Genomic DNA, 23,357 nt, shown 5'->3' with positions numbered 1-23,357 from the left:
CTCGCATCGCACCTGAACGGTAGGCGGCCGTCCAGTTCTGTGGCCGCCTACCTAAAGGGCCGCACCAGGTCGTTGACCGAATGCGTGACTCCGTCGGCTCCACGAGCCTCGACAAGACGCTCGGCGGTGTTGCCGCAGCGCAGACCGCTGGTGCGGGGCGCCACCTTCTACGCGCTGCACCTGAAGGTGCGCAGGTTCCAGGAATCCTGGACGCCCAGCGGTGTGAACCCGTACGCGAGTCGTCTGCACCCCACGATCCACGGTCGGGTTCCGGCGAGGATGCGGGTCGGTCAACACCGGAGAGGTGAGCCCCGGTGGGCGGTGGGGAACACCGCTGCCGGGCTCGCGTGCGGCGGGAGGGGCGCGGTAGGAGTCGTCGGCCTCATCCGGATCACCCGATGCGGTACACGCGCCGCAGCGCCTCGACCACGGCGTCGTCGAGTTCCGGCAGTAGAGGGATCGGGGTCGCAATGTACGAGAAGTAGACGGTGCGTCGGGAACGGGGGTCGCGGGCGGCGTCGGCCAGCAGATCGATGATGTGGTCACGCACCTTCGCGGGAGTGGAAACGCGTTCACCGATGACCGACAGCAGCCGGGCCGCCGCCCATGCGTTGACGGAGCTCGGCCCGGTCAGAGCTTCGGCCAAGTCGTCGACCAGGTCCTTGTCGACCAGGCGCAGCGCCCCGAACGCGCGCAGGGCAGCCGAACGCACGGCAGCCACGTCCCGCAGCCCGCGTTCCAACGCCCGCAGTACCGGACCGGATCCGGTCCGCAACACACCCAGCAGTTCGGCGGCGGCGGCCCGACCAGGAAAGGAGTTGTGGTACATCAGTGCATCAGCCAAGTACTGGCCGAGTGCTTCGGCTTCCGGCAGTTGGCGCAGGATGTCGGCGTCCGTTACGGCCATCGCCTGGAGGGCGACAAGGGCGTGGCTGCGTTCCCAGCGGCCGGGTTTGTCCGCCATCGACTCGTCGAGCAGCCGACAGACCCAGCGCACCAGCAGGTCGGGCCAGGGCCAGTGCTCAGCGGAATCCGAGGTGTTCAGCTCGCGATAGGCGGCCAATGCCTCCCGGTTCTCCTTCTCAGTGGCGAAGAACTGCGCTCCGATGCGGGCCAGCCGGGCGTGGGCGGTCGCTGTGTCAACCGCGTCGGTGAGTGCGGTGCCCAGATCGGTCCCGCAGGATTGCCACAGCGCGGCGGAGGCGCGATCGACCGACTGCTCGTCGAGGATGCCGCCGGTCTCCTTCAAGGCGGAATGGACCGCAGCCACCACGTCGCTCGGGAACGCGACCAGGAAGCGCTGCGGGCGCAGCCGGTCGATGTCCAGCGCTGACAGGGTTGTGTGCAGCCGCGACCAGCGCCGAGAGCCGGGCTGCAGGGTGGCCTCGTCCCCGGTGCGCGCGTCGGCGAAAACCGACTGGACGCAGCTGTTGACCAGCACGGCCAGCAGCGGCGGACCAGCCGTGGACAGGTGTGTCAACAGCTCGTCGAACACCTGGTCATCGGTGGGCAGAAGGTTCTCCAGCAGGTACGTGGCCACATCGGAGTCAGGGCCGCCGGCATCCACGACGGCGCACCACCGCCGGAACGCCGCCGGGTCGTCCTGCAGCACAGCGGACACGTGCCAGGTGATGACAGAAGTGACCGAAGGTTCGTAACCACGCTGAGAGATGGCGAACGCGGCCAGATGCTCCAGCGCGGCGGGCCCCAGGCGGGTGACCGAGTCGTGGGTGGTCTTGCGTTCGCCCTCGATGTCCAGCACATCAAGGGCCCTGCCGCGCAGCAGGTCGTCATCGTCAGTGAGCAGTTCGCTGACCGGCCCGACTGTGGTGGCGTCCAGACGGCGGTATTCGGCCAGCAGGAGGGCAGCCAGTTGGCGCAGCCGAGGCTGACCGTGCGCCAGCCAGCCGGTCACCAGAGGCTCGGCCGCGCAGTCGAGCCGGACCAGCCGGGAGAGGATGGGATCGAGGTCCACACCCCGGGCCTCGGCTGCGGCGGTGACGGCCCGGACCACAGAAGCCCGGCAGTCGATCAGGCCGTAGTCGTGGACGGCGAGCACCGCGGCGACCGCCTCCGTGTCCGGGGCTGCCGCCAGCCGGGCCCAGGCGGCCTCTGCCTCTGTCGTCCTTTTGCGTCGGCCCACTTCCCGGGATCGGCCGTACAGCGCTACCGGTGCCCAGATCTGAGCGGCATGCGGGTCGTCACCGACCAGGACCGGAAGACGGCGCCCCAGGGTGGTGCCTGGGCCCACCGGCGCGGCCGCAGTCCCACCGGCCGCCCGTTCGGCGGCGGTGCGGACCGCGGGGCGGTCCACGAACTCGGCCAGCGCCCGCTTAAGGAGCGTCCGGCCGATCTGGTCGGGGGACCGGACCGCCCGGTCGATCGCCTTCAGAACCACCGGATCGCACTCTGGTGAGGGCAGGAACCGGGCGAGCCTCAGCAGGGCCGTCGCCGCGTGTTGGTCCTCGGCTATCTCGTCGGCGCGGCGCAGGCACTCGTCGAGCGCGCTCGCCCGTTCCGGCGTGATCGTCAGCAGGGCGATCCGCTCGGCCAGCTGGAAGGCCCGGACCGTGCCCCGGTTTCCTTCGGCGACCTCGTCGACCGCGTTCCTCACCAGAGCCAACAACTCCGCCCGGTGGGCGGGAAAGAGTTCGGCCAGGCGCAGCCTCGCCCGTGCCTGGTACCACGGGTCCGCAACCTCGTCGGCCAGTCGGCGCAGACGCCCGTACGGGTCCGCGGTCACCGCCAGCTCCGTATCGAACGGGGACAGCGTCTCTGCGGCGTTCCCACCGCGCCGCCGGGTGCTGCTCCACGCCACCGCGAGGGCCTCCGGCAGCACGGGATGATCGGTGATCAGCGGAGCAAGTACATCCCGGAAGAGCCAGTGGGGAGAGAAGGAGAGCGGCGCGGGCAGGCGAAGGATCTGGTCGAGGACCGCGGACGGCACCGGGTCGTCGTCGTGCGTGAAGCAGAGCGGGTCTGCCGGCCACCAGTAGTGGTAGAGCGGATAGCCGTCGACGCGGTTGGCACCACGCCCGTGCAGCGCGGCGACCAGCCGGGCTGCCGGGAGACGGCGCCAACCTGTCCGGTCGGCGAACTGCGCCGCGTTGTAGAGAAAGTCATCGCCGTATCCGAGAACATGCTGAGTGATCTCGTCAGCCAGGACCGAGGTCTGAGCGTGGTCGGGCAGGAGTGCGGGATCCGGGAACTCGATCGGCGGAGCGCCGGCCTCGATCAGCGTCGACGTCAGCACTTGACGCAGTTCGTCCCACTCCACAGTCGGCAACCGGTCGGCAGCCTTGACCAGCGCCTGCACCGCTGCCGGGGCGGCCCGCACAGTGGCATCGCGCAGCTGGGCGGCCAGCGCAGAGATGCGGACCGAGGCCATCGAGGCCGCAGGTGTGTCGTTCGAGAGGAACTCGTCCTGTTCGTGGCCCAGCGCCCACAGCGCCAGCGTGGCATCGGCGGCTTCACGCGGGTCGGGGGAGTCCTGGCGGCCGGCCAGGAAGTCGGTGAGCCCGGGCAGGTCGTCGCGTTGCAGGGCCGAATGAATCCACCGGGTCAGCCGCGTGTCGCGCCAGATCGCCTCGACGACGAACCGCGGCTGCTGCGACCAGCGCTTCCTGTGGCCGTGGGTGTCCAGGTGTACAGCCATCGTGTAGATCGGGTCGTCGGAGCGCCACGTCTCGCCGAAGTAGTCCGCGAATCCCGAGCGCCGGAATTCTCCCTCCTGCAGGAAGTTGGAAATCCGGTAGTACTCGTCGAGCGCACTGGCGGCACCCAGGTCGGGCTGGCCACCGTACAGACACAGCACCAGCGACTGCCAGAGTGGGTCTGCCGCCACCCGCCGCACGTCTTCGGGCGAGCGACGGAGGAGGTCTCGCATCTTGAGCCGACCGGAGCGCCAGTCCGCCGGCAACCGGCCGGGCTGACGGCTCGTCCCGGTCGGCACCATGCCGCCGAGTGCCGCTGTAACCGGATGGCCGAGGTCGGGGTCGTCCCGGTCGGCGGCGGCGGCGAGCGCCTCCGCGAGGCGTGGCGTAACCGCCTCGACGCCGGCGACGATCCCGGCCGCCGCGCCCGGAAGGCGGGACTCGGCCGGCTCTGCCAACGCCTCCACGAGCGCTTCGTCGACCGCCGCCGCGTGGCCGTCCTCACGCAGCGCGGCGATGCTGGCGTCGATCAGTTCGCGAGTCCTCGACAGGCGTTGACGGCTGGTCGCCGACGCATAACCGGCGACCAAGGTGGTGACGATCGCCCGCACCGCATCCGCCGGCACCTCGGTCATCTGCAGCACGGCAGCCGCCAGAAGCAGCCCCGTGTCGGGAAAGAACTCGGTCAGCCGGCCGTCCACGGCCAGCAGCCCCCGCACCACCATGACCAGGTCGGCGGACTCCCAATTGACCAGCGCGAGCCCCATCAGAATCGGCTCGCGCCAGCGCGGATCGGCCAGCCGGGCGGTGAGCCGCTGCAGCCGACAAGCAGGTTCGGCCACCAGGTGGCGCGCGGCGAAGAACTCCTGGAATGTCTGATGCGAGAAACGGAAGGCGTTGGGTCCGCTCTCCACGAGGAGACCGACCTCGATGCGCATCGTCTCCAGCAACGTGTCGACGCGGACCTGCAGCAGCGGGTGGGGGCGTTCCGGGTCGGTGCGGTCGATCCGGGCCATCTCGCGCAGAACCTCGACGCGGAACTCTGTCCAGGCGATCACGCCGTTCGGTTTCGTGGCGTGGATGTGGGCGGCGACGGCGGGCAGGGCGGCGAGCATCGACTGGTACGCCGTACTGGAGAAACTCCCTCCCGGGCGGCGTTTCCAGGCTTGCATCAGCGCACCCGCCGCCTCGTCGAACAACTCGACGCGCTGCGGCGGCAGGCTGCCCCCGCCGTTGAGGAAGACGCTGACGATCACGCTGGCCAGCAGAGGGTTGCTGGCCAGGTCGCGAGCATGACGGTTGGCGGGAGCTGCCAGAAGCGTCAGCAGACCATCCGCCGCCGCGACGGGATCGGTCAGCGGCGACAGCGGTTCGCGGACGGCACCGGCGATCTCGGCCATCCAGCTTCGTACGAAGACCTGCAGGGCCTGGTCGGTCATTCGCTCGACGGTGACCTGCGTCAAATGCAGGGGCAGAGGGGCCAGGTGGTAGCCGGCGATACGGCTGGTCACGAAGACTCGGTTGCCTTCCTGTTCAGGCGCCGGGCCGCCGCCCGTCCAGGCACGGACGAACTCACTGACGGCGGCCGCAGTCTCCTCTCGCACCTCTGCGGCGACCTCGTCCAGCCCGTCGAGCACCACCAGAGCCTGACCACGGCGCAGGGCCGTGGTCAGCAGGTCCGCCACCGCCTCCTGCGGCAGCTGCTCATTGGCCCGGTACTCCCCGCTGTCGGCGACCCAGACAGGGCGCCGCCCGTCCCAGGTGTGGTGGCCGAGGAACTCGGTGAGCCCGCGCGGCGGCAGTCCCTGGGCTGCCCGGTGCTGTCGGTCCGCCGCGTACTCTCCGACCCGCACCAGGACCGGCACCAACGGGCGGCCCAACACGACCTCCTCCTCGGCCGAGCTGGTGGTGTCGACCCGCCTGGATGCCACACGCACCTGCGGCTCGCGCTCGCGCAGAGCCGTCGCGTGCACCAGGGCCAGCCAGCGCATGACGGTCGTCTTGCCACTGCCCGGGTCACCGAGGATCACTGCCGCGGCCTCGCGGCGGTAGAGCTCGTCAACCGTCAGGATCGTCGCCGGCTCGACCAGAAGCTCCGAAAGCCGGTCAGCGGTCCCCAGGTAGTCGGCCGCCGGAAGATCGCTGTACAAGTACCATCGGCGGCGCTCCACTTCCTCGGGCGGCAGGTCCAGATTGCCCAGGTGGCTGTCGAGTTCCTGCCGTAGTGCATCCACCGCGGCGGCTCTCTCGCGCGGGCTGCTGGTGTCGACCTTCAGGGCCACGTACACCCGCTCCAGTTCCAGCTCGACCAGGCCCGAGGCAGCATGAAGGCCACGTACGGGTATCCGGCGGGTCACGTCGATCACCCAGGCCAGATAACTGTCCAGCGCCGCGTCGCGACGAGGGTCCAGCAGGGCCTCTGCGGCCGGCTCGGATCGCGGCCGTCCTCCGCGCCGACTGTCCTTCTCGCGCCGCGAGTTGTCGAGCAGCGTGATCCAGTAGTGGTCCGCCCTGGGCCGGTAGGTGCGCGACGCGCCGGCGGCCAGCTGCTGAAGGTGCGAGACGAGCAGCAGATAGACCTTCCGGGAGGCAGGCGCCGGCACCGTCGCGCCCGTCAGCCAGGAGCTAATGCTCGTGGTGGACACTCTCAGCGGCGGGCGCTGGTCGCGGGCGACTCTGACCAGCGATTCATATGTGGGGCTGCCGGCAGCCCGATGGAGATCCGCCAGTTCCCGATGAAACTCTTCGGTAGCAGCACCTCTCACGGCAGCCCCCTTTGTGCGGACCCTTCGTCCGGACCGGAAAGTTCCCGAAAAACCCGGACGGCAACCACATCGTGCGCAAGCGCGCCTCCCCCGCCGGCGACCACTCGCCGGAAAGTCCCCGAACGCGGGGCAATGACCAGGCGCACCGGAGCTGTTCGGGCCGAGGGCGCACCAAGAGAGGAGAGAACCCGATGCCAGGATCCGCCCGTCGCGCGCCCACCAACCGCACTTCCGGTACATCGCCCGACGTTCCCTTCCTGCCCCTGCACACCACCGTCGTTCTGCTTGTCGCGTTCGTGATCGGTCTGGTGATGGGGAGTCTGACGCTCTTCAGCGGAGTTCCCGTGGCCGGCGCCGTGTTCGCGGGACTGACCGGAGCTGGGGCCTCCGTCCCCGTGCTCTGCCGCCTGATCGGACCGAGTCGCTGAGCGAGGAGGCCCGGACGTCGTCCGGGCCTCCCCCGAACAGCCGGGCTTTTGAGCCCTCTCAGGAAGAGGCAGTGAGAGGTCCGCCGAAACCGGACCCGGTCGCACGACTACCGCCGGAGATTCGCGCGGCCGTCGTGGAGGTCCTCGAACAAGTGAGCCGTGACACACATGGCGTCCAGCGTGTCCAGATCCTCCAGCTTCCGCTCCCCGGCCTTTTCGGGGCAGCTTTGCTGTGCGTTCGGGTGGGCCTGGCTCAGTGGTGGCCCACAACGCGTTGGACCTGCCACAACGTCATGCCTCGCTCAGTTCCGTCTTCTACTCGCCCGCGGGAGAGCGAGGTGGGGCCAAACGGCGCCTCGGCGAGAGGCACGGCGTCTGGGGAGGCCTGAGCGAGCGGGACCGGGCCCCGGCGTCCGGCACCGTGCCGAAGGCTTGTCGGCCCGCCTTCGGGCCGGACCGTCGGGGCTGGGACGGCCGCACACAGGAGCCTCGATACGAGCCCGGCCTCACGACGCGGTGCGGCCCGGTGCCGCTGTCAGGATGCCGCGGGCCCGCTCCAGTGCCGATCGCACGTCACGGGTCCCGGTCGACACACAGAGCGTGTAGGCGAGGTCCCGCGTTCGCGCGCCGTCGCCGTCGCCGTCGTCCGGGGAGCCACCTTCGTCGGCCTGGGCCGTCAGATAGTCGTCGACGAGGTCGCGCAGGAAGTCGGGGTGGGGAGTCAACACAGGCTCGCTCCATGGTTCGTGGCGGATGTTCGCGCTGCGGAAGGCTGTCGGCTCGCGACCCGGCGCACGTGGACCCGGGGCTGTGGTGGCAGAGGCGGCGGTGGGCGACACCGGTGGCCGTGGTGTCCCCGGCTGAGGGACTTCGGCGGTGGCGAGGTGTTCGATGCCGCGATGCGGGTCCGAACGACTCGGCGGCTCCACCATGGTGTCGTACCTCGCCGCCCGCACCATCAGTCGTATGACGAGGATTCCACGGGTTCAGGGCGCATGGCCTCACGGGGCACGACACTGGCCGGGCCCGCGGGAGAGGCCCGGGACGGCGATACAGCCCCGAGGGGAGCCGAGGGGCCGTGCGTCTACCTAGTCCACGCCGCTAAGTCATTGACCGGATGTGCGGTCGCTGCCGACTTGCGAGCCTTACCGGCACGGTCTTCGACAAGAACGCCACAACGCCTCCGTGACCGTCAGCGAAAGGGCAGGTCATTCCCATGTCCAGCATCACCACCCCCGACGAGGCGCCCCGGGCGCATCATTTCCCTGTGGTGGATGCCGCACCGGCGCAGCCGGGCGCGGCAGGCCTGAAGGGCGTCCTGCTCCCGGTCGCGGTCGTGCTGGTCATCGGTTCCCTCTTCGTCAGTGTCTTCCTGGCCGCCTTCCACACCCCCGAGCCGCACGATCTGCCGGTCGCTGTGGTGGGTACCGCCCATGAGGTCGAGCAGGTGAGCGCCGGCCTGGACCGCGGACTGCCGGGCGGGTTCGAGGTGAGGCGCTACACCGAGGCGAGTGCGGCACGGCGAGCGGTGCAGGACCGGACCGTCTACGCCGCCTACGTCCCGCAGGGGACGTCGCCGGAGCTGTATTACGCCGGGGCCAACGGCCCGGCCGTGATGTCCACCGTCACCGGCGCGTTCTCCGCGGTGGCCCGGGCCCAGGGCGACCCTCTCGGCCGGCACGACATGGTTCCGGCCCCGAGTGGTGACAGTCGGAGCATGTCGGTGTTCTACGCGGCCTTCGGCGTCGTTCTGGCCGGCTTCCTGTTCGGACTGATGACGTATCAGGTGGCGCCCAGCCTGCCGTACCGCCGCCGGATGGCCAGTCTCGCCGTCTTCAGCGTTCTCGGCGGCGTCGTCGTGTCGGTGATCACCGGCGACCTGGGGTTCGCGGCGCTGCCGGGACCGTTCCTCGGACACGCCACGATCATCGCGCTCATGGCCGCCGCGATCGGTGGTGCGACCATGGTCTGCATCCGCCTGTTCGGAAAGGCCGGCATGTCCGTGGCTTCCGTAGCGCTGCTGACGTTCGGCAACGCCACCAGCGGCGGGACCCTGCCCAGCTCCTTCCTGCCGCGATGGCTGCATCCCCTCTCCGAAGTCCTGCCGGTCGGAGTGGGGGTGCGCGCGCTACAGGGCGTGTCCCACTTCCGCAACGACGGCCTCGCCGTCGGGGCGGTGGTCCTGGGCGCGTGGATCCTGGTCGCCGCCGCGACGATCTTCTGGCGCGATGTGCACGCCCCGCGGCGCAGGGCCGCGGCCCGTTGACTGGGTCTCCGTGGGCGTGCCGCCCGCGGAGACCACATCCTGCCGTCGTCCTGCCGGTGGTGCGCCGGACACGGCGCTCACCGAGCAGGACGACGGCAGACGTGACGAGGTGTCAGACGATCCTCCGCTCCCACAAGTTGTACCCGCCGGCGCTCCGGGGGGAGCAGTAGAAGTACTCGCCCCTCCATGAGCCTTGCGGATCTCCGAAGTGCTGCACGTTCTTCTGTGTCTCCGCGTCCTCACAAGCCGCAGAGGTGCTGTACGTCTGGACGAAGTAGTTCGCGTAGTTGTACGCCGGGGCGGCCGACGCGGGTGTCGCCGCCAGCGCTCCGATCCCGGTCACCGATGCGGCGGCGAGGGTCGCCGTCGCAGCCAAACGCCTGAAGCGGGGCATGGTGCTTCCTTCCCTGGAAACTGCGTTAAAGAGTTACAGATGGAGACTGTAATTATATTGTCGTCGGTCGGCAGGGGATCGATCGCGTGATCCACGCCACTTTCCGTGCGCTGTGGATCCGGACTCGCGGCGAGAGCAGTTCGTCAGTCCTCCGGGGGGACGAGATGGCGGACGACCGGCGCGTGACGTGCGTACCGCTGGGCATGCGTGAGCAGTTCGACGTCGTACTCGGTGAGCCGTCCCGCATGCTGACTCATGTGTTCCTGCCACGAGGGCACAGCGAACGCCTCGACCCAGACCGAGGGCTTCGACAGCTCCCGGTAGAGCGACCAGTGCATGGCGCCGGTGCGCCTTCGCGAGAGCGCGAGGGCCTCCATGGCCTCACGGAACGGCTCGACGTGGTTCTCGTCCACCTCGTACGTGACCTCCACGAGTACGGGACCCTGGTTCGGCGCGGGGCTGAGGGCGTGCAGCGGCTCGGGCCAGGGCGTGACGATGTCCTGGCTGAGGGTCCCGGTCAAAGACCGGATGGGCCAGCGGAGCAGGGACACCGCGCCCAGGACGAGCAGCGCGGCCGTCTCCAGGAGCACCGTCGTGGTGCTGGTGGCGTCCGCCAGCAGGCCCCACAGGAGGGTGCCGAGGCCCTGTCCGCCGATGAAGACCGTCAGGTAGACGGCAAGTCCCCGGGCTCGTACCCATGAAGGAAGGGCAAGCTGCATGATGGTGTTGAACGTGGTGAGCGCGTAGATCCAGCCCGCACCGCTGACGAGGAAGACGGCAGCGACGAGGAGGGGCTGGGTGACGAGCGCGGCGGCGGCACTTCCGCATGCGAAGGCTACGGTGCTGACCGCGATCACGGCGTTGCGGCCGAGGACCGCGCTCACCTGCTTCATGGTGACGGCGCCAAGGACCGCGCCGACTCCCAACGCGCCCAGGAGCACTCCGTAGCCACCGGCACCGAGGCCGAGACGGGCGGAGGACACGACGGGCAGAAGACCCCACAGCCCAGAGGCGGGCACGGCGAAGAGCGTGGTGCGCAGGAAGACGCGTCGGACCCCGGGGGCGTTGCGCACGTACCGGGCCCCCGAGGCGAGGGCCGAGCGCAGGCGTTCGGGGGCGCTGTTGCCCACGGTGCTCTGCCGCCACCGCGACAGCGCGACGAGGACTCCGGCGAAGGAGACCGCGTTGAGCCCGAAGGCGACCTCCGGGCCGCTCAGCGCCACGACGGCGCCGCCCACGGCGGGCCCACGGCGCGAGCGAGGTTGACGTTGAGGCTGCCCAGGGACGCCGCGGCGGGGATCTGCTCCCGTGTCACGAGTTCCGGCTGGATGGCCTGCCAGGCCGGTCCGGTGAGCGCGCTGCCGCACCCCAGCAGGAACATCAGGGTGATCAGTACGGTGGGGGTCGCGAGTCCGGCTGCTGTCAGACCACTCAGCACGGCACTGATGCAGGCCATCGCCGACGTTGTCCCGATCAGCAGGCGCCGCCGGTCCAGCGCGTCCCCCAGTACGCCTGCCGGAAGGGACAGAAACAGCACGGGCAGCAGGGATGCCGCCTGGACCATGGAGGTCAGTGAAGCGGCATCGGGCTGGTGCACGAGCATCCACTGAGCGCCCACCATCAGCATCCAAGTACCCATGCTGGAGCCCAGCTGTGCCAGCCACAGGGACCGGAAGGCCGACCCCCTCAGCGGCGCCCACGCCGACGGCTCGTCGCTCGCTCGCTCGTGGGTCGAGACACGGTTGAACACGGCCCCTCCTGGACTCCGTCGTGCGGTCTGCTGCCATGAGTTGGGCAAGAAGGCGTGACGGAAGGGCATCGCCTCGAACCGGCCGGTCTTCACCGCCGCTCAGGAGCTGCGTATGCCCGTAGCGTGTCGCCTTCCGGTGGCGGGGCACATCTGTCAACCGACTGGCCGCGTGCGTTGGGACCGACTTAGGAGACGTCATCTGGAGGCGCTCACCGCCGGTACGACTCATGCCGGAACGGTGAGCGCGAGGTCCAGCACCGGAATGTCCACTCGGCCCTCGGCGTCTGCGTACCACCGCCAGTGCGCGCCACCGGCCTCGCCGCACACCAGTCCGGTCCAGCCCGCGCCGCCGGGGGCACACAGTGTCGTCAACCGCGCGGCCTCCTCGTCCGTCGGGGCCTGCGCCAGGACCACCAGGCCCATGACCGGACGGCGCGTGGCGGCGGACCGCGTCGTGCCCGGCACGAGCGCCGGTGTCACCGGCAGGGGAGCGCTCGTCGGCGGGACCTCGCGAAGACCGGGCGGTACGGCGAGTGTGCGCCTGCCGCCCCGGTCGCCCAGAACGATGACCGGTGTACCGGGCCTGCTGCGGGAGACCTCCCACATGATGTTCAGCGCGACGTCCCGTGCGACGGCCTGGTCACCGGTGATGCTCAGGACGCCGTCGAGCCGGCTCAGGTCGACGCACACGGCCTCGTTCTCGTCATCGGTGCCGACCCGCACCAGGCAGGCCACCGGGTCCGTGGCCCGGGCATCAGCGCCCACCGGAGGACTGACGGGCCCGGTCAGCCGTCGACGCGTGCCGTCGAGGTGCTCCCAGGGTTCGGGAACGACATCGGAGGCCGGCACCCACACGGTCGCTCCGAGGGCGTCCACGCGCACCGCGTGCGCCTGTGCCCGAGGTGTCCTTCCGGTGGCGGCCAGTCGTCCCAGGGCTCCGTGAGCGCGATGCAGGGAGTCGGTGTCGGTGCTGAAGCGGTGGCCGACCGCTCGGCGTGCCCGGAGGCGGCGGCGGCGCCTGAACGGTTCCCCCAGCCCGGCGACCGCGCGCCCCAGAGCGGTGCCCGCGGCACGCAGCCTGTGCCGAGCGACGATGCCCGCAGTGACCAGGGCCAGGACGATCGTGCCGAGTACCGCGGCCACCGTGCCCAGCGGGACGGCGAAGACGGTGGTCGTCCCGACAGTGTCCCTGTCACCGTCGACGGAGGGCTCACGATCGCTGTTGTCACGAGCCAGTTGTACTTCCACGCCCGCGGCGTCCTGCGGCAGGCGCAGGATCCAGCCGGGGCGCAGTCGCTCGTCCGGACTGGTCAGCGCGGTTCCGTCCGGCTGCGCCAAACCGCGGTTGAGTTCGAAGATTTCCGAGAACCGGGACGTGTCCCCCAGCGTCCGGGCGGCGACGGACGGCAGGGTGTCGGGCCCGCCGCCCGTCTGCGCGCGGTCCTGTACCACGAACACCTTGACCAGGCCATCCCCATCCGCGGCCGTCGCGACGGCCGTCGCGCCGAACACCGCGACGCAGGCCATCAACAGGACCACGAGGGCGCGCGGCAGGAGGCGCCCGACGCCGTCGGCGGTGAGGTGCCGCGGCCCGCGTACGGGCCCGGCCCCGACCTTATTGCTCATCTCGTCCACCCATGTCCCGGCGCCGACACCCGACGCGCTCTCGACCTACACGTGAGCGCCCGGTGAAAGCGTTCGACATGCTTTGAACCCTCGGCCGCACCCGCCCCGTGTAGACGGCGTTGGGGCACAGGACCGCGGCGGCCTTCCGGACACGCAGTGCAGGCCCGGCTCCCCCTCGCCCGCCCAGAGAAGGACGATGCACCGTGCGACTGACCGTCAGTGTTCGTGATCCGCAGATCGACGAGGCGTCCATCACCGTCGTCGTCGACATCGAACCCACGGCTCCTGTAGGCCGGTTGGCGGCAGAGCTGGCGCGGGCGGTCGGCGCCGGACACACCGGGACGGGACGCGCGGAGACCGGTGAGGGACCCGTCCTGTACATCGGGTCCGAGCCCGTCGCCCCGGAACTGACGGTGCAGGCGGCCGGTGTGCGCGACGGCATGGACCTCGCGCTCGGCGCGCCCCTGCCGAGCGTGGGCGAGTCGGAGGGCCGTACCGAGATCCGGGTCGTCTCGGGGCCGGGTGCGGGCACGGTCTTCCGACTGGTACCAGGCGACTACGACATAGGCAGCGACCCGACCTGCCGCATCCGGCTCGCGGAGAGCGCGCCGCCGCTCGCCGCACGGGTCCGGGTCCGGCTCGACGGTGGCGCGCAGCTCCTGGTGCTCGACAAGGCCCTGCTGGACGGTGCAGAGACGACGCCCCCGTCCCCGTGGCGGCCGGGCAGCCAGTTGGCCGTGGCGGGAACGCTGCTGGAATTGACGTCCGAGCGCACCGCCCGGGCGCCGCTGACGCCCGCCGCGGACGGACTGGGACTGGAGTTCAACCGGCCGCCCAGGTTTCTGCCGAAGCGGGCGCGGACGCGGTTCCGGCTGCCTGCGCCGCCCGTCAAACCTGACAAGCGCCCCATCCCGTTGCTGCCGATCCTGCTGCTGCCCGCGGGCAGTGCGGCCGTCGCCATCTTCGTCACCCGCAACTGGGTCTTCGTCTTCATCGCCCTGCTCTCGCCCATCGCCGCGCTCGTCACCCAGTTCGGCGGGCGCAAGCAGAGCATGCTCAAGTACGTGGAGAAGAAGAAGGAGTACGAGGAGACACAGGCACGGGTCCGTGCCGACATCGACGCCGCCGTACTGGAGGAACAGCGCAATCTGCGGCTGTCCCTGCCGGACCCCGCCGCGCTGTCGCAGATGGCGGCCCAGCCCTCGGAGCGGTTGTGGGAACGCCGCTTCGACGACGCCGACTTCCTGTCCGTCCGGGTCGGCGCCACCGACCTGCCCTCCTCGCTGAGCGTCGACGACCCCACCCAGGACGAACACCGCCGCACCACGGTGCCCCGGCTGAACCAGGTGCCGGTCGCCGTGGCCCTGCGGGAGGCGGGCGTCCTCGGCGTCGCGGGTCCCGGAGCGGCCCGGCTGGCCGGCTGGGCGACGGCCCAGGCCGCCGCCCTGCACAGCCCCGCCGACCTGCGCATCGTCGTACTGGCGGGGCCCGACGGCGAGCGGGACTGGGCCTGGACACGCTGGCTGCCGCACACCCAGGCGCAGGGTGAGGACGCCTACACCCTGGTGGGCAGCACCGTGGATTCGCTGGCCCGGCGCGTGGGCGAGCTCGGACAGATCGTCTCCTCCCGCGTCGCGGCCGGACCGGAACCGACCCGCGGCGGGGTGAACGGCTACCCCGACATCCTGGTCGTGCTCGCCCAGGCTCGCCGGGCGCGGTCGTTGCCCGGCGTCATAGCACTCCTGCGGGACGGCCCGGCCGTCGGCGTGCACACCATCTGCATCGACCGCGAGGAGCGGCTGTTGCCCGAGGAGTGCGGTGCCGTCGTCGTCACCGGTACCCCGCCCGCCACGACGTCCATGGTGCGCACGGGCGGCGGGGTGGCACTCGAGGAGGTACGGACCGACTTTCCCGAGCCCGTCTGGTACGAGAACTTCGCCCGCGCACTGGCACCCCTGCGCGGCGTCGGCGACAGCGACGAGTCCGCGCTGCCCGGCTCCGTACGCCTGCTCGACGTGCTGCACGTCGAGCCGCCGACCTCCGAGGCCGTGGCGGCCGGATGGGCGCTGGGCGGGCGCAGCACCAGAGCCGTGCTCGGCACGGGCTACGACGGGGACTTCGCCGTCGACCTGGTGAGGGACGGCCCGCACGCGCTCATCGCCGGCACCACCGGCTCGGGCAAGTCCGAACTGCTGCAAACGCTCGTGGCCACGCTGGCGGTGGTCAACCGGCCCGACGAGATGACGTTCGTGCTCGTCGACTACAAGGGCGGGAGCGCCTTCGCCGAGTGCGGCGACCTGCCGCACACCGTGGGCCTGGTCACCGACCTGGACACGCGGCTCGTGGAACGGGCCCTGGTCTCCCTGGGCGCTGAACTGCGCCGCCGCGAGACACTGCTCGCGCAGGCCACTGCCAAGGACATCGAGGACTACCTCGACAAGCGGACCCGCGGCGGTCACGCCCTGCCGGCGTTGCCCCGACTGGTGCTGATCGTCGACGAGTTCGCCTCCATGGTGCGCGAACTGCCGGACTTCATCTCCGGCCTGGTCAACATTGCCCAGCGCGGCCGCTCGCTGGGCATCCACATGGTGCTGGCAACCCAGCGGCCCGGTGGCGCCGTCACGCCCGACATCCGGGCCAACACCAACCTGCGGATCGCGCTGCGCACCACCGACACCACAGAGAGCCGCGACATCATCGACGCCCCCGACTCCGGCGAGATCTCGCCGGCCACTCCCGGCCGGGCCTTCGCGCGGCTCGGACCCTCGGCCCTGCTGCCGTTCCAGGCCGGGCGGGTCGGCGGCCGGCGGCCCGGTGGACAGGTCGCCGAAGGCCCGGCGGCCACGGTCCGGGCCGAGACGGTCGGCTGGCCCGAGCTGGGTGGTCCGCTGCCCGCACGCCCCGACCGGAAGGCGTCCGGTGCGGTGGGGAGCGAAGCCGTCACCGACCTCGCGGTCCTTACCGCGGCGATCGCCGAGGCGGCGCGCCTCGCCGGAGTGTCGCGCCAGCCGAGCCCGTGGCTGCCGCCGCTGCCCAGTCTGCTCGTCTGGACGGCCTCACCCGAGCCCAAGCCCATGGCCGAACGCGAAGCCGCCCTGCCGGGCGCCGAGTTCGGTCTGATCGACCTGCCGTCCCAGCAGAGTCGCGCATCCCTGCGGTTCGACCTGGACCGCTCCGGTCATCTGCACATCGTCGGATCGCCTCGCAGCGGACGTTCGCAGACCCTGCGCACCCTGGCCGCGGCCCTCGGCCAGGCCCACGGCGCGGACGACGTACACCTGTACGGCATCGACTGCGGTAACGGTGCCCTCAACGTGCTGACCGGCCTGCCCCACGTCGGTGCGGTCGTGGACCGCAACCAGACCGAACGTCTCGGCAGGCTGCTCGACCGGCTGAACAGTGAACTCACCGCCCGGCAGGCCGTTCTCGGTGTCCGTGGCACGGCCGACCTCGCCGAGCTGCGCAGAACCCAGGCGCCCGGCGCACGTCTTGCGCACATCGTGCTCCTGGTGGACCGGTTCGAGGTCTTCGACCGCGAGTTCACGGCGTACGACAACGGCAGCTACATGGAGCGCATGCTCCGCCTGCTGCGGGACGGTGCGAGCGTGGGGATCCACGTGGTCCTGGCCGGTGACCGGGTGCTCGGCGGGGGGAGGTTCTCCGGCACGACCGAGGACAAGATCGTACTGCGGCTCAACGACCGTCAGGACTACTCGAGCGTCGGCGTCCCCGCCAAGTCCGCGCCGTCCGAACCGCCTGCAGGCAGAGGCATCCGCACCCAGGACCTGAGCGAGGTGCAGATCGCCGTGCTCGACGAGGACCTGGCCGGTACGGCGCAGGCCGAGTCCCTGAAACAGCTCGGTGCCCGACTCGCGGAACGCGAGTCGGAGGTGCCCGCCGAGCGCAGGGCCTTCGGCCTGGACGTCCTCCCCGACCGCATCACGTACATCGACGCCGTCGCCCTGCACACCGATGACGGACCGATGCGGCCGCTCGTGGCCGTCGGCGGCGACATCCTCGGCTCACTCGGCCCCGACCTTGCGGAGGTGCCGACGTTTGTCGTTGCCGGACCGCCGCGCACCGGCCGCAGTACGGCTCTGCTCACGGCGGCGCACTCACTGCTCTCCTCCGGGGCCGGACTGGTGGTCCTCGCGCCGCGCCGCTCACCCTTGCGCGCCCTGGCGGGTCGCCCCGGCGTAGCCACCGTCATCGACGACCCCGAGGTGTCCGTGGAGGACTTTCGGGCGGTGCTCGGCAACATCGCACAGGAACACGCTGTGATCGTGGTGGACGACGCCGAGCTCTTCATGGGAGCCGAGATCGACTCCGACCTCGCGCTGCTCGCCCGGGGTGGCGCCGGCGCGGGCTGGGGCGTCCTGGCGGCCGGCAACGCCGAGACCCTCTCACTGAGCCTGGCGGGCTGGATGGGGCAGGTGAAGCGCAACCGGACCGGCATGCTGCTCTCTCCACAGAACCTGGGTGACGGTGAGGTCATCGGAGTGAAACTCACCCGAGGTGTCGTGGGCCGTGCGCCGCAGCCGGGCCGGGGACTGCTGCACCTGGGCGACGGAGTGTTGAGGTCGGTGCAGGTGCCGTACAGCGAGACGGACCTCTGAGACCGGGGTGTCCTCGATTCCCTCGACGGGGGCACCCCATCCCGCCGTGGGGCCGACGGGTCCGGTCCCGCGGCACTGCGCAGGGCGGCCGGGCCGTGAGGCCGGGCCGCCCTGCCACAGGGTCACTCTCCGACAGGCAAAGCCGCCGCCATCCGCCGAAGCCAGTCATGCGGCGTGACGCCGTCGGCGCGGGGGTCGTAGTAGGCCTCCGACTCTTCCAGCCACATCCTCGCGACGGTGTCCTCGTCGAGACCGGCGTCGAGGATCGAGGCGATCTCGGCACGCAGCGCTTCGGCCGCATCCGGGCTTGCGACGCGGCCGAAGCGCGCCACGGCGGAGATGGGGGTGTCGGCCTCCAGGTCGAAGTCCTGGTGGAAGTACGAGCGCCCGAGTGCATGCAGTTCCGGGTACGAGGTCATGATCACGCCTCCGGGTAATGGGTAATAATCTTGAATCCGAACTGATTTCCGGAGCTGGTGTCCCGCTCCAGGACGGTCGTGACCCGGGTGGGCTGCAGTTTCAGGGGCGCGCCCTGGGGGTTTCGTTTGATGATGGTGCCGCTGTCCGAGGCCACCGGAGCAGTGATCGCAATTCTTTTGCCCTTGGGCTGCTTCAACAGGTCGAAGACCTGCTGCTGATTCCGTTTGATGTTCTCTGCTGCGGCTTGTTCCGCGGCCTTCCTGTCCGTGAAGGTCGATGCTGCGGGCTTATGTGCGTTCTTTGGATCGTTGAGGCGGTTGATCAGCTCCTGATCCGTCTTCCCCTCGTGTTTCGCGAGCCCGTGGGAACCGGCCTTCTTCTCGAACTGGAACAGATCCAGGCGGCTCTTGTCCCGGGACAGGTTTCCCTCGAGATTCTCGATCTTCTTCTTGGCATCGGGGGAGAGGTTCTTGGGCTTGAAGACGTTGTTGCCGCCGGGCCGGAACACCGGGGGCTGCGTGGCCTTGGCGGGGCTCTTCGCCGCCTTCTTGCCCTTCACCGCGGCCGCGGCGCCCGCGGTGCCGGCGACCGCTGCGGCCGCCGGGGCCGTGCTTCCCGAGGCAACCTGGTCGGCTTGCGGTGCATCGGCTTTGGACGCGTCGGCGGCAGGAGCCTCGGCTTTCGTCGTCGACTCCGGCGTCGAGCGTGTACGCGTACCCGGGCCCGGGACGTCCGTCCCTCGGTCCGGGCCTTTGCGAGGGAAAGGCAGTCGGCCGGCCCCTGCTCCGACTGCGGCCCCCGCAGCCCCCGCCACGCCCGCGCCGAGGATGGCGCCGGCGTCGAAGCCCTCGCCTTCGGCTGCCTGCTTCACCGCTTCCCCGCCGGCGCCCAGCACGAATTCGCCGCCGGCGTCCTTCACGACCTCACCGCGCGGGCCGTTCAGGAACCCGCCGACAGGTTTTGAACGGCCCGCGGAAGCAGCCACTGCCTCGATCGGCCCGCCCACGGTCCTCGCGCCTTTCACAGCCGTACCCGCCCCGGCGGTCACCCCCTTGACCGCGGCACCACCGGCCTTGACCAGGCTGCCGCCCGGCACCACGCTGATCAAGCCCAGCGCGAAGTCACCCAGGCTGAAATTCCCGGTGGCGATCGCTGTGATCGTTTCCAAGGCGAACAACGTGCCCGCCAGCAGTGCCCCCGCCACCGGGAAGAACACGGCGACGATCGCGATCAGCAGTCCCAACAGGACTTTCACGAAGGGGAAATCCTTGAAGAAGTCCGCAATCTTCTGGAATATGTTCCGTTCCGGAATCGCCTCGCCCGCGGCCTGGTCCAGCACGTCCGCGCACGTGCGCTGCGCGCTCTCCCGCATCTGCCCTGCTTGCTGTGCCAGGCTCTTCGCCGCATTCAGCGCGCCCTGTCCGGCGGCGATGGCATCCCGCTGTCTGCTCGCCTCGGCCTTCTCCTCGTCCGTGGCGTCCTCATCCGGAGTGGGGGGCGGTTGGTTCGCCTGCGGGGCCGCGGCCGCCGCCTGGTCCACTGCCCGGTCGAACGTCTCCTGGGCCTCGCGGAGCCTGGGCGCGTAGTCCGCGTAGGCCTGTGCCGCGTCGTGGTAGGAGACGGCTGTCTTCCGCAATTTCTCCGGAAGGTCGTCCCCGATCTTCTCCTGGAGGGCCGCGATCGTCGAGCCTCGCCCACGGGAGATGCTTCCATCCTTCTTCAGCACGTTCAGCGCCTTCTCGGCCGCGTCTCCGACATCGCGGTAACGCGTCATGACGTCCTGTATCAGATCAGGGTCGCCGGGCGTCGGGTCCGAAGTCATACCGACGATCTCGAAATCCTGCCGGCTGGAATGTCGCCGTACCATGTGCGGTGCCCTTCGACGTCGTTGCCTCCGATGCGTACCGACCGCCTCGGAGGTCATGTCCTGCACACGAAGTCGCGGTCCCGGTGGTTCAGCCGACTTGTCCTCCGGAGGGCCTGCCGCCGGAACACGCCTGAACTTTCCGCCGTCGTCCACCCGTGTCCTTCGTGCAGCCAGCATCAGCACATCAAGAGGAGGCCGGCATGGCCCAGGACATCGTCATTCCGGGAGATGAGCTCCGGGAAGCACAGAACATGCTGGGATTCGTCCACGACTTCATCGATATCGGCCGCAACACGTTCGACTTCGACGCGGCTTTCGGCCGGGAGCTCTCCAGAGGCGCGGCTCGGAACTTCGAAAAGAAGTGGGACGACGGAAGAAAGCAGTTGAAGAAGCAGGTGAAGGAAGTCCAGGACGCCATTGTGAACATCCTCGACTCCTTCGAGAAAACCGACCAGGACGCTGTCTCGCACCTCGACGCCACGGTTCAGAAGGACATCGTCAACATCGCTCAGCTCATCCAAGGGGGTGGCCGGTGAACGGCACAGCCCAACGTTTTCTGCTGGACCTCCCCGACCTGTGGGGCACGTTCGACCTGAGTGGAGAGGAACTGGCCAGAACTCGCGCCCGAGCCCTGGCCGCGACCGGCAACCCCCGTGACAAAGCCCGGATCAACGACATGTTCCGGCAGGGCCGGCAGGTCTTCCGGGCTGCGCGGCGCCAGGGTGCACTCCTTGCCGCGGGCACGGCGTCCGTCTACGACGACGGCCTGTTCATGGCCTACGGCATGGTGTTCGCAGTCAGCACGCCCGATGAATCGGGGCTGACCCTTCCCGTGCTCTCCCGCCAGCTCGGGGTGGCCTCCGCGCACGGGACGGCTCCCAAGGACCGGGTGATCTCCTCGGCGAAGGTGCCCCACGTCGGCACGGCCGCGCGGGTCACCGGTACCGAGGTCACCAGACTGACCGGGGACATCGACGTCGAACTGCTGACGATGCACACAATGATGCCCGTGCCCGGCAGCACCCGGGACTACCTCGTCGTCACGCTCGCCAGTCCGAACCTGCCCCTGAAGAACGAGGTCCACGACCTGTTCGACGCCATCACTGGAACGTTCCGCTTCCTCGCCGAGGACGGTACCCAACTGTCGCCGTCGAGGGCCTGAGCGCCGAGCCAATCACCTCGGGTCCCGCGAGAGCCAGAAGTTTCCAGCCCGGTGGCTGCCAACGTGTGACGCGCGGGCAGCCACCGGGCCCTACGGATTCAGCCCAGGTTGGAGCCCAGCTGCTCGTCGGTCTGGGTGAAGGCGTCGCCGACGGACTTCACGTACTGGCCGATGCCCTGCAGGCCCTGGTTGACCTGGTCGAATCCCTTGGCGAACTCGTCGAAGAACGGGGAGAACTTCTGCTGCGCCGCTGGAGTGCTGTAACCGTTCGCGAGGAGGGCGGAAATCTTGCCCTTGACCTCGCTCAGCTTGTCCTGCAACTGAGAGAAGTCGCTGAGCAGCGCCTGTGAGGTGGAGGAGGTCTCGTCCGAATTGACCTTGTAGTCGGGCATGCCGAAGCTCATTTCGCTGATAAGTCGTGATGGGGTGAAGTGCGTGACTCGGCTGACTTGTCCGCTGACACGCACCAGGTACACGGGCCGTCGGCCGGATTGGGTTCACCCGAGTTCTCCGAGAGTCGTGACGGGTGCTCGAGCCCGCGTGGGTGACCCGGGGCGTGCCCGCACCAGCGCGAGTCCCGCACGGGAATGGTGAACCTTCCCCCGCTCCAGACCCGTGTCGCATGCATGACCTCGCAATTCATCGGCTCCTCGTCCCGCACCGTCACCCCGCGTCGTGACGGACGACGTGCCCTCGCGGCCCTCACCGTCGTCCTGTGCGGTGCGGCGGGCCTGTCGGGCTGTGGAAAGACGCTTCAGATCGGCGACGACGCGACGTCGCCGGCCTCCGCATCCTCGGCTCCCGCCTCGTCCGGAGCCGCGCAGTCTCCGGTGGCCTCCGCGCCCGCCCAGGGCGCCGGCAACTCCGCGCTTCAGGTCGTCGATTCCACGGCGGAAGAGGCGGGCCTCGACGGGGACGGTGGCACCGTGACGGGCGCCGCAGTTCAGGAAGCACCGCCGAAGTGGGTGCAGTTGTCGGCCGTGACGTCACAGCCGCTGTCCTCGCCACACCTGATCAACATCAATCAGGCGGCGCTCTACCGCTTCGACCAGGACACGCCGAACTCGGCGAAGTCCCGGTGCAACGACGCCTGCGCCGCCAAATGGCCCGCGGTCACCATAGAGGAGGGAGGCAACGTGTATCTGGCGGGCGTGGATCCCGAGCGGATCGGAGCCATCCGCCGAGCCGACGGCCAGGTCCAGATCACTGTGGGCGGCTGGCCCGTCTACCGCTTCTCCGGCGACAGCAAGCCGGGTGACCTCAACGGCCAGGGTGTGGGAGGCACGTGGTTCGCGGTGGGGCCTGACGGCGCCAAAGTCCAGTAGGCATCCGCCCCCTTCAAGCGCTCCCGCTACGATCGCGACGTGTCGGCACAGGGAAGTCCGGGGGCGCACCCGGCAGCCTTGCGTGGGAGGACGCCGCTCCGCGGCGGCCGGTACGCGGCGAAGAAGGGCAGTCCGCGGTCGGCATGTAGATCGGGGAACCCGCTGGGCCGACTGCCGCGGCCGTCCATTCGGGAGCGACTGATAATCCCGCTGATGTAGTTGACGGGACTACCCTCGGCCGGCGTTGCTACCCAGCCCGGTGTGGGCGTCGACCACGCACCGGGTATGGAGACCAGGAACCGCCCGGGGAGGGCGGGTGAGAGGGCCCTGTCGCTGCCGTGCGGACGACGTTTCCTCGTCGGTCCGCGGCCGGGTTGGTCATCCTCACCGGAAGCCGGACTCGCTGGTCGCCGACCGAGGCTACGACCACGACATCTACCGAGACCAGATCCGTGCCCGCGGCGTCGTGCCCGCGATCGCCCGCCGCGGCAGGCGCCGCCAGCAGGTCTGTCCGTAGCCGAACCCCCAGCTCCAGGGGCAGAAGTTGTCAGGCAGTGTCCTGGTGCAGGACGTACAAGATGTCCTGCAGACACAGCCGGTCCGGTACCGGCCTCGGCCCTGGCGACCGCTGGCATCGCATGCCCGCAACGCCGACCGGACGAACGACCGACGACGCGAGGACCGACGACGCGAGGACCGGGGCGGTGGCCGCCCCCGGGCCGTGCCGCGTCGTCGTGTGCCGCAACTGCTGCTGCGGCAGCCCCAAAGTGACCGGCGTCGACCACGCCGCCCAGACCGAACGCCTGCGTGCCGTGGTACCGGTACGCGTCTCCGACTGCCTCGACGCCTGCGACCACGCCAACGTCATCGTCGTCCAGCCCTCTGCCGAGGGCCGTGCCGCGGGCGCCCGGGCCGTCTGGCCGGGGCTGGTCAACGACGCGGGCGCCACCGAGGACATCGCGGCCTGGGCACGCGCGGGTGGACCGGGCGTGGCGCCCCGACCGGACATCCTCGACCTGTACGCCATCACGCCGCCACGACGGCGTACGGCCTCCTGACCGCGCCGCCGGACACCGGAAGGCGCT

At 70.1% G+C, this 23,357-nt stretch carries 13 protein-coding genes and 2 pseudogenes; 7 read left to right on the top strand and 8 right to left on the bottom strand.

Annotated elements, in window-relative coordinates; genetic code table 11:
• Positions 1-391: 391 nt before the first annotated feature.
• Together ACZ7MF_RS18895 and ACZ7MF_RS18890 are read right to left on the bottom strand one after the other, a co-directional pair.
• Positions 392-6,298, bottom strand: coding sequence for a hypothetical protein (locus tag ACZ7MF_RS18895; RefSeq protein WP_471477927.1), 5,907 nt, complete (start codon positions 6,296-6,298; stop codon positions 392-394).
• A 1,054-nt stretch (positions 6,299-7,352) separates the two neighbouring features.
• Positions 7,353-7,574: a DUF5133 domain-containing protein gene (locus tag ACZ7MF_RS18890; RefSeq protein ID WP_471477925.1), complete on the bottom strand. Its 222-nt coding sequence runs from the start codon at positions 7,572-7,574 to the stop codon at positions 7,353-7,355.
• A gap of 488 nt (positions 7,575-8,062) precedes the next feature.
• Between ACZ7MF_RS18890 and ACZ7MF_RS18885 the strand changes: the two genes are divergently transcribed.
• Positions 8,063-9,112 carry a YhgE/Pip domain-containing protein gene (locus ACZ7MF_RS18885; protein WP_471477923.1) on the top strand — a complete coding sequence of 350 codons (1,050 nt, stop codon included), beginning with the start codon at positions 8,063-8,065 and terminating at the stop codon, positions 9,110-9,112.
• A 112-nt stretch (positions 9,113-9,224) separates the two neighbouring features.
• Here ACZ7MF_RS18885 and ACZ7MF_RS18880 read toward each other — a convergent pair whose 3' ends face one another.
• The 3 genes and pseudogenes from ACZ7MF_RS18880 to ACZ7MF_RS18870 form a co-directional block, all read right to left on the bottom strand.
• On the bottom strand, positions 9,225-9,506 hold the full coding sequence (locus ACZ7MF_RS18880) for a hypothetical protein (RefSeq protein ID WP_471477921.1): 282 nt from the start codon (positions 9,504-9,506) through the stop codon (positions 9,225-9,227).
• 143 nt (positions 9,507-9,649) lie between these two features.
• Positions 9,650-11,325: pseudogene (locus tag ACZ7MF_RS18875) on the bottom strand (MFS transporter).
• Between the two features lie 156 nt (positions 11,326-11,481).
• Positions 11,482-12,882, bottom strand: coding sequence for a hypothetical protein (locus ACZ7MF_RS18870; protein WP_471477920.1), 1,401 nt, complete (start codon positions 12,880-12,882; stop codon positions 11,482-11,484).
• Positions 12,883-13,085: 203 nt separating this feature from the next.
• On the opposite strand from ACZ7MF_RS18870, the gene ACZ7MF_RS18865 reads away from it, so the two are divergent.
• Positions 13,086-17,498: an FtsK/SpoIIIE domain-containing protein gene (locus tag ACZ7MF_RS18865; protein WP_471477919.1), complete on the top strand. Its 4,413-nt coding sequence runs from the start codon at positions 13,086-13,088 to the stop codon at positions 17,496-17,498.
• Between the two features lie 122 nt (positions 17,499-17,620).
• Here the strand turns inward: ACZ7MF_RS18865 and ACZ7MF_RS18860 are convergent, their stop codons facing one another.
• Positions 17,621-17,917: a contact-dependent growth inhibition system immunity protein gene (locus ACZ7MF_RS18860; protein WP_471477917.1), complete on the bottom strand. Its 297-nt coding sequence runs from the start codon at positions 17,915-17,917 to the stop codon at positions 17,621-17,623.
• A gap of 2 nt (positions 17,918-17,919) precedes the next feature.
• Complete coding sequence (locus tag ACZ7MF_RS18855; RefSeq protein ID WP_471477915.1) at positions 17,920-19,785, bottom strand: RNase A-like domain-containing protein; 1,866 nt, start codon at positions 19,783-19,785, stop codon at positions 17,920-17,922.
• Between the two features lie 200 nt (positions 19,786-19,985).
• On the opposite strand from ACZ7MF_RS18855, the gene ACZ7MF_RS18850 reads away from it, so the two are divergent.
• Together ACZ7MF_RS18850 and ACZ7MF_RS18845 are read left to right on the top strand one after the other, a co-directional pair.
• A complete protein-coding gene (locus tag ACZ7MF_RS18850; RefSeq protein WP_471477914.1) occupies positions 19,986-20,321 on the top strand; it encodes a hypothetical protein in 336 nt (111 codons plus the stop codon).
• Positions 20,318-20,947 (top strand): hypothetical protein, encoded by a 630-nt coding sequence (locus tag ACZ7MF_RS18845; protein ID WP_471477913.1) that lies wholly within the window; start codon positions 20,318-20,320, stop codon positions 20,945-20,947. The genes ACZ7MF_RS18850 and ACZ7MF_RS18845 overlap by 4 nt, the downstream gene beginning before the upstream one ends.
• 98 nt (positions 20,948-21,045) lie before the next feature.
• Here ACZ7MF_RS18845 and ACZ7MF_RS18840 read toward each other — a convergent pair whose 3' ends face one another.
• The gene (locus tag ACZ7MF_RS18840; protein ID WP_471477912.1) at positions 21,046-21,339 is read right to left on the bottom strand and encodes a WXG100 family type VII secretion target; all 294 of its coding nucleotides are present in this window, start codon (positions 21,337-21,339) and stop codon (positions 21,046-21,048) included.
• A 234-nt stretch (positions 21,340-21,573) separates the two neighbouring features.
• Between ACZ7MF_RS18840 and ACZ7MF_RS18835 the strand changes: the two genes are divergently transcribed.
• From ACZ7MF_RS18835 to ACZ7MF_RS18825, 3 genes and pseudogenes are all read left to right on the top strand, one after another.
• Positions 21,574-22,272: a hypothetical protein gene (locus ACZ7MF_RS18835; protein WP_471477911.1), complete on the top strand. Its 699-nt coding sequence runs from the start codon at positions 21,574-21,576 to the stop codon at positions 22,270-22,272.
• Positions 22,273-22,618: 346 nt separating this feature from the next.
• Positions 22,619-22,762 (top strand): annotated as a pseudogene (locus ACZ7MF_RS18830) (IS5/IS1182 family transposase); the annotation flags it as partial.
• 148 nt (positions 22,763-22,910) lie between these two features.
• On the top strand, positions 22,911-23,330 hold the full coding sequence (locus ACZ7MF_RS18825; RefSeq protein WP_471477910.1) for a (2Fe-2S) ferredoxin domain-containing protein: 420 nt from the start codon (positions 22,911-22,913) through the stop codon (positions 23,328-23,330).
• Positions 23,331-23,357 lie beyond the last annotated feature (27 nt).

Source organism: Streptomyces sp. NPDC111628 (assembly GCF_055635195.1).
The sequence above is the reverse complement of the archived record's forward strand: the minus strand, read 5'-3'. Positions and strand labels throughout refer to the sequence as shown.

Excerpts from the sequence above, each read along its gene's own strand:
- ACZ7MF_RS18885 (WP_471477923.1), top strand. The coding sequence starts at position 8,063 with ATGTCCAGCATCACCACCCCCGACGAGGCGCCCCGGGCGCATCATTTC.
- ACZ7MF_RS18880 (WP_471477921.1), bottom strand. The coding sequence starts at position 9,506 with ATGCCCCGCTTCAGGCGTTTGGCTGCGACGGCGACCCTCGCCGCCGCA.
- ACZ7MF_RS18870 (WP_471477920.1), bottom strand. The coding sequence starts at position 12,882 with ATGAGCAATAAGGTCGGGGCCGGGCCCGTACGCGGGCCGCGGCACCTC.
- ACZ7MF_RS18860 (WP_471477917.1), bottom strand. The coding sequence starts at position 17,917 with ATGACCTCGTACCCGGAACTGCATGCACTCGGGCGCTCGTACTTCCAC.
- ACZ7MF_RS18855 (WP_471477915.1), bottom strand. The coding sequence starts at position 19,785 with ATGGTACGGCGACATTCCAGCCGGCAGGATTTCGAGATCGTCGGTATG.
- ACZ7MF_RS18850 (WP_471477914.1), top strand. The coding sequence starts at position 19,986 with ATGGCCCAGGACATCGTCATTCCGGGAGATGAGCTCCGGGAAGCACAG.
- ACZ7MF_RS18840 (WP_471477912.1), bottom strand. The coding sequence starts at position 21,339 with ATGCCCGACTACAAGGTCAATTCGGACGAGACCTCCTCCACCTCACAG.
- ACZ7MF_RS18835 (WP_471477911.1), top strand. The coding sequence starts at position 21,574 with ATGACCTCGCAATTCATCGGCTCCTCGTCCCGCACCGTCACCCCGCGT.
- ACZ7MF_RS18825 (WP_471477910.1), top strand. The coding sequence starts at position 22,911 with ATGCCCGCAACGCCGACCGGACGAACGACCGACGACGCGAGGACCGAC.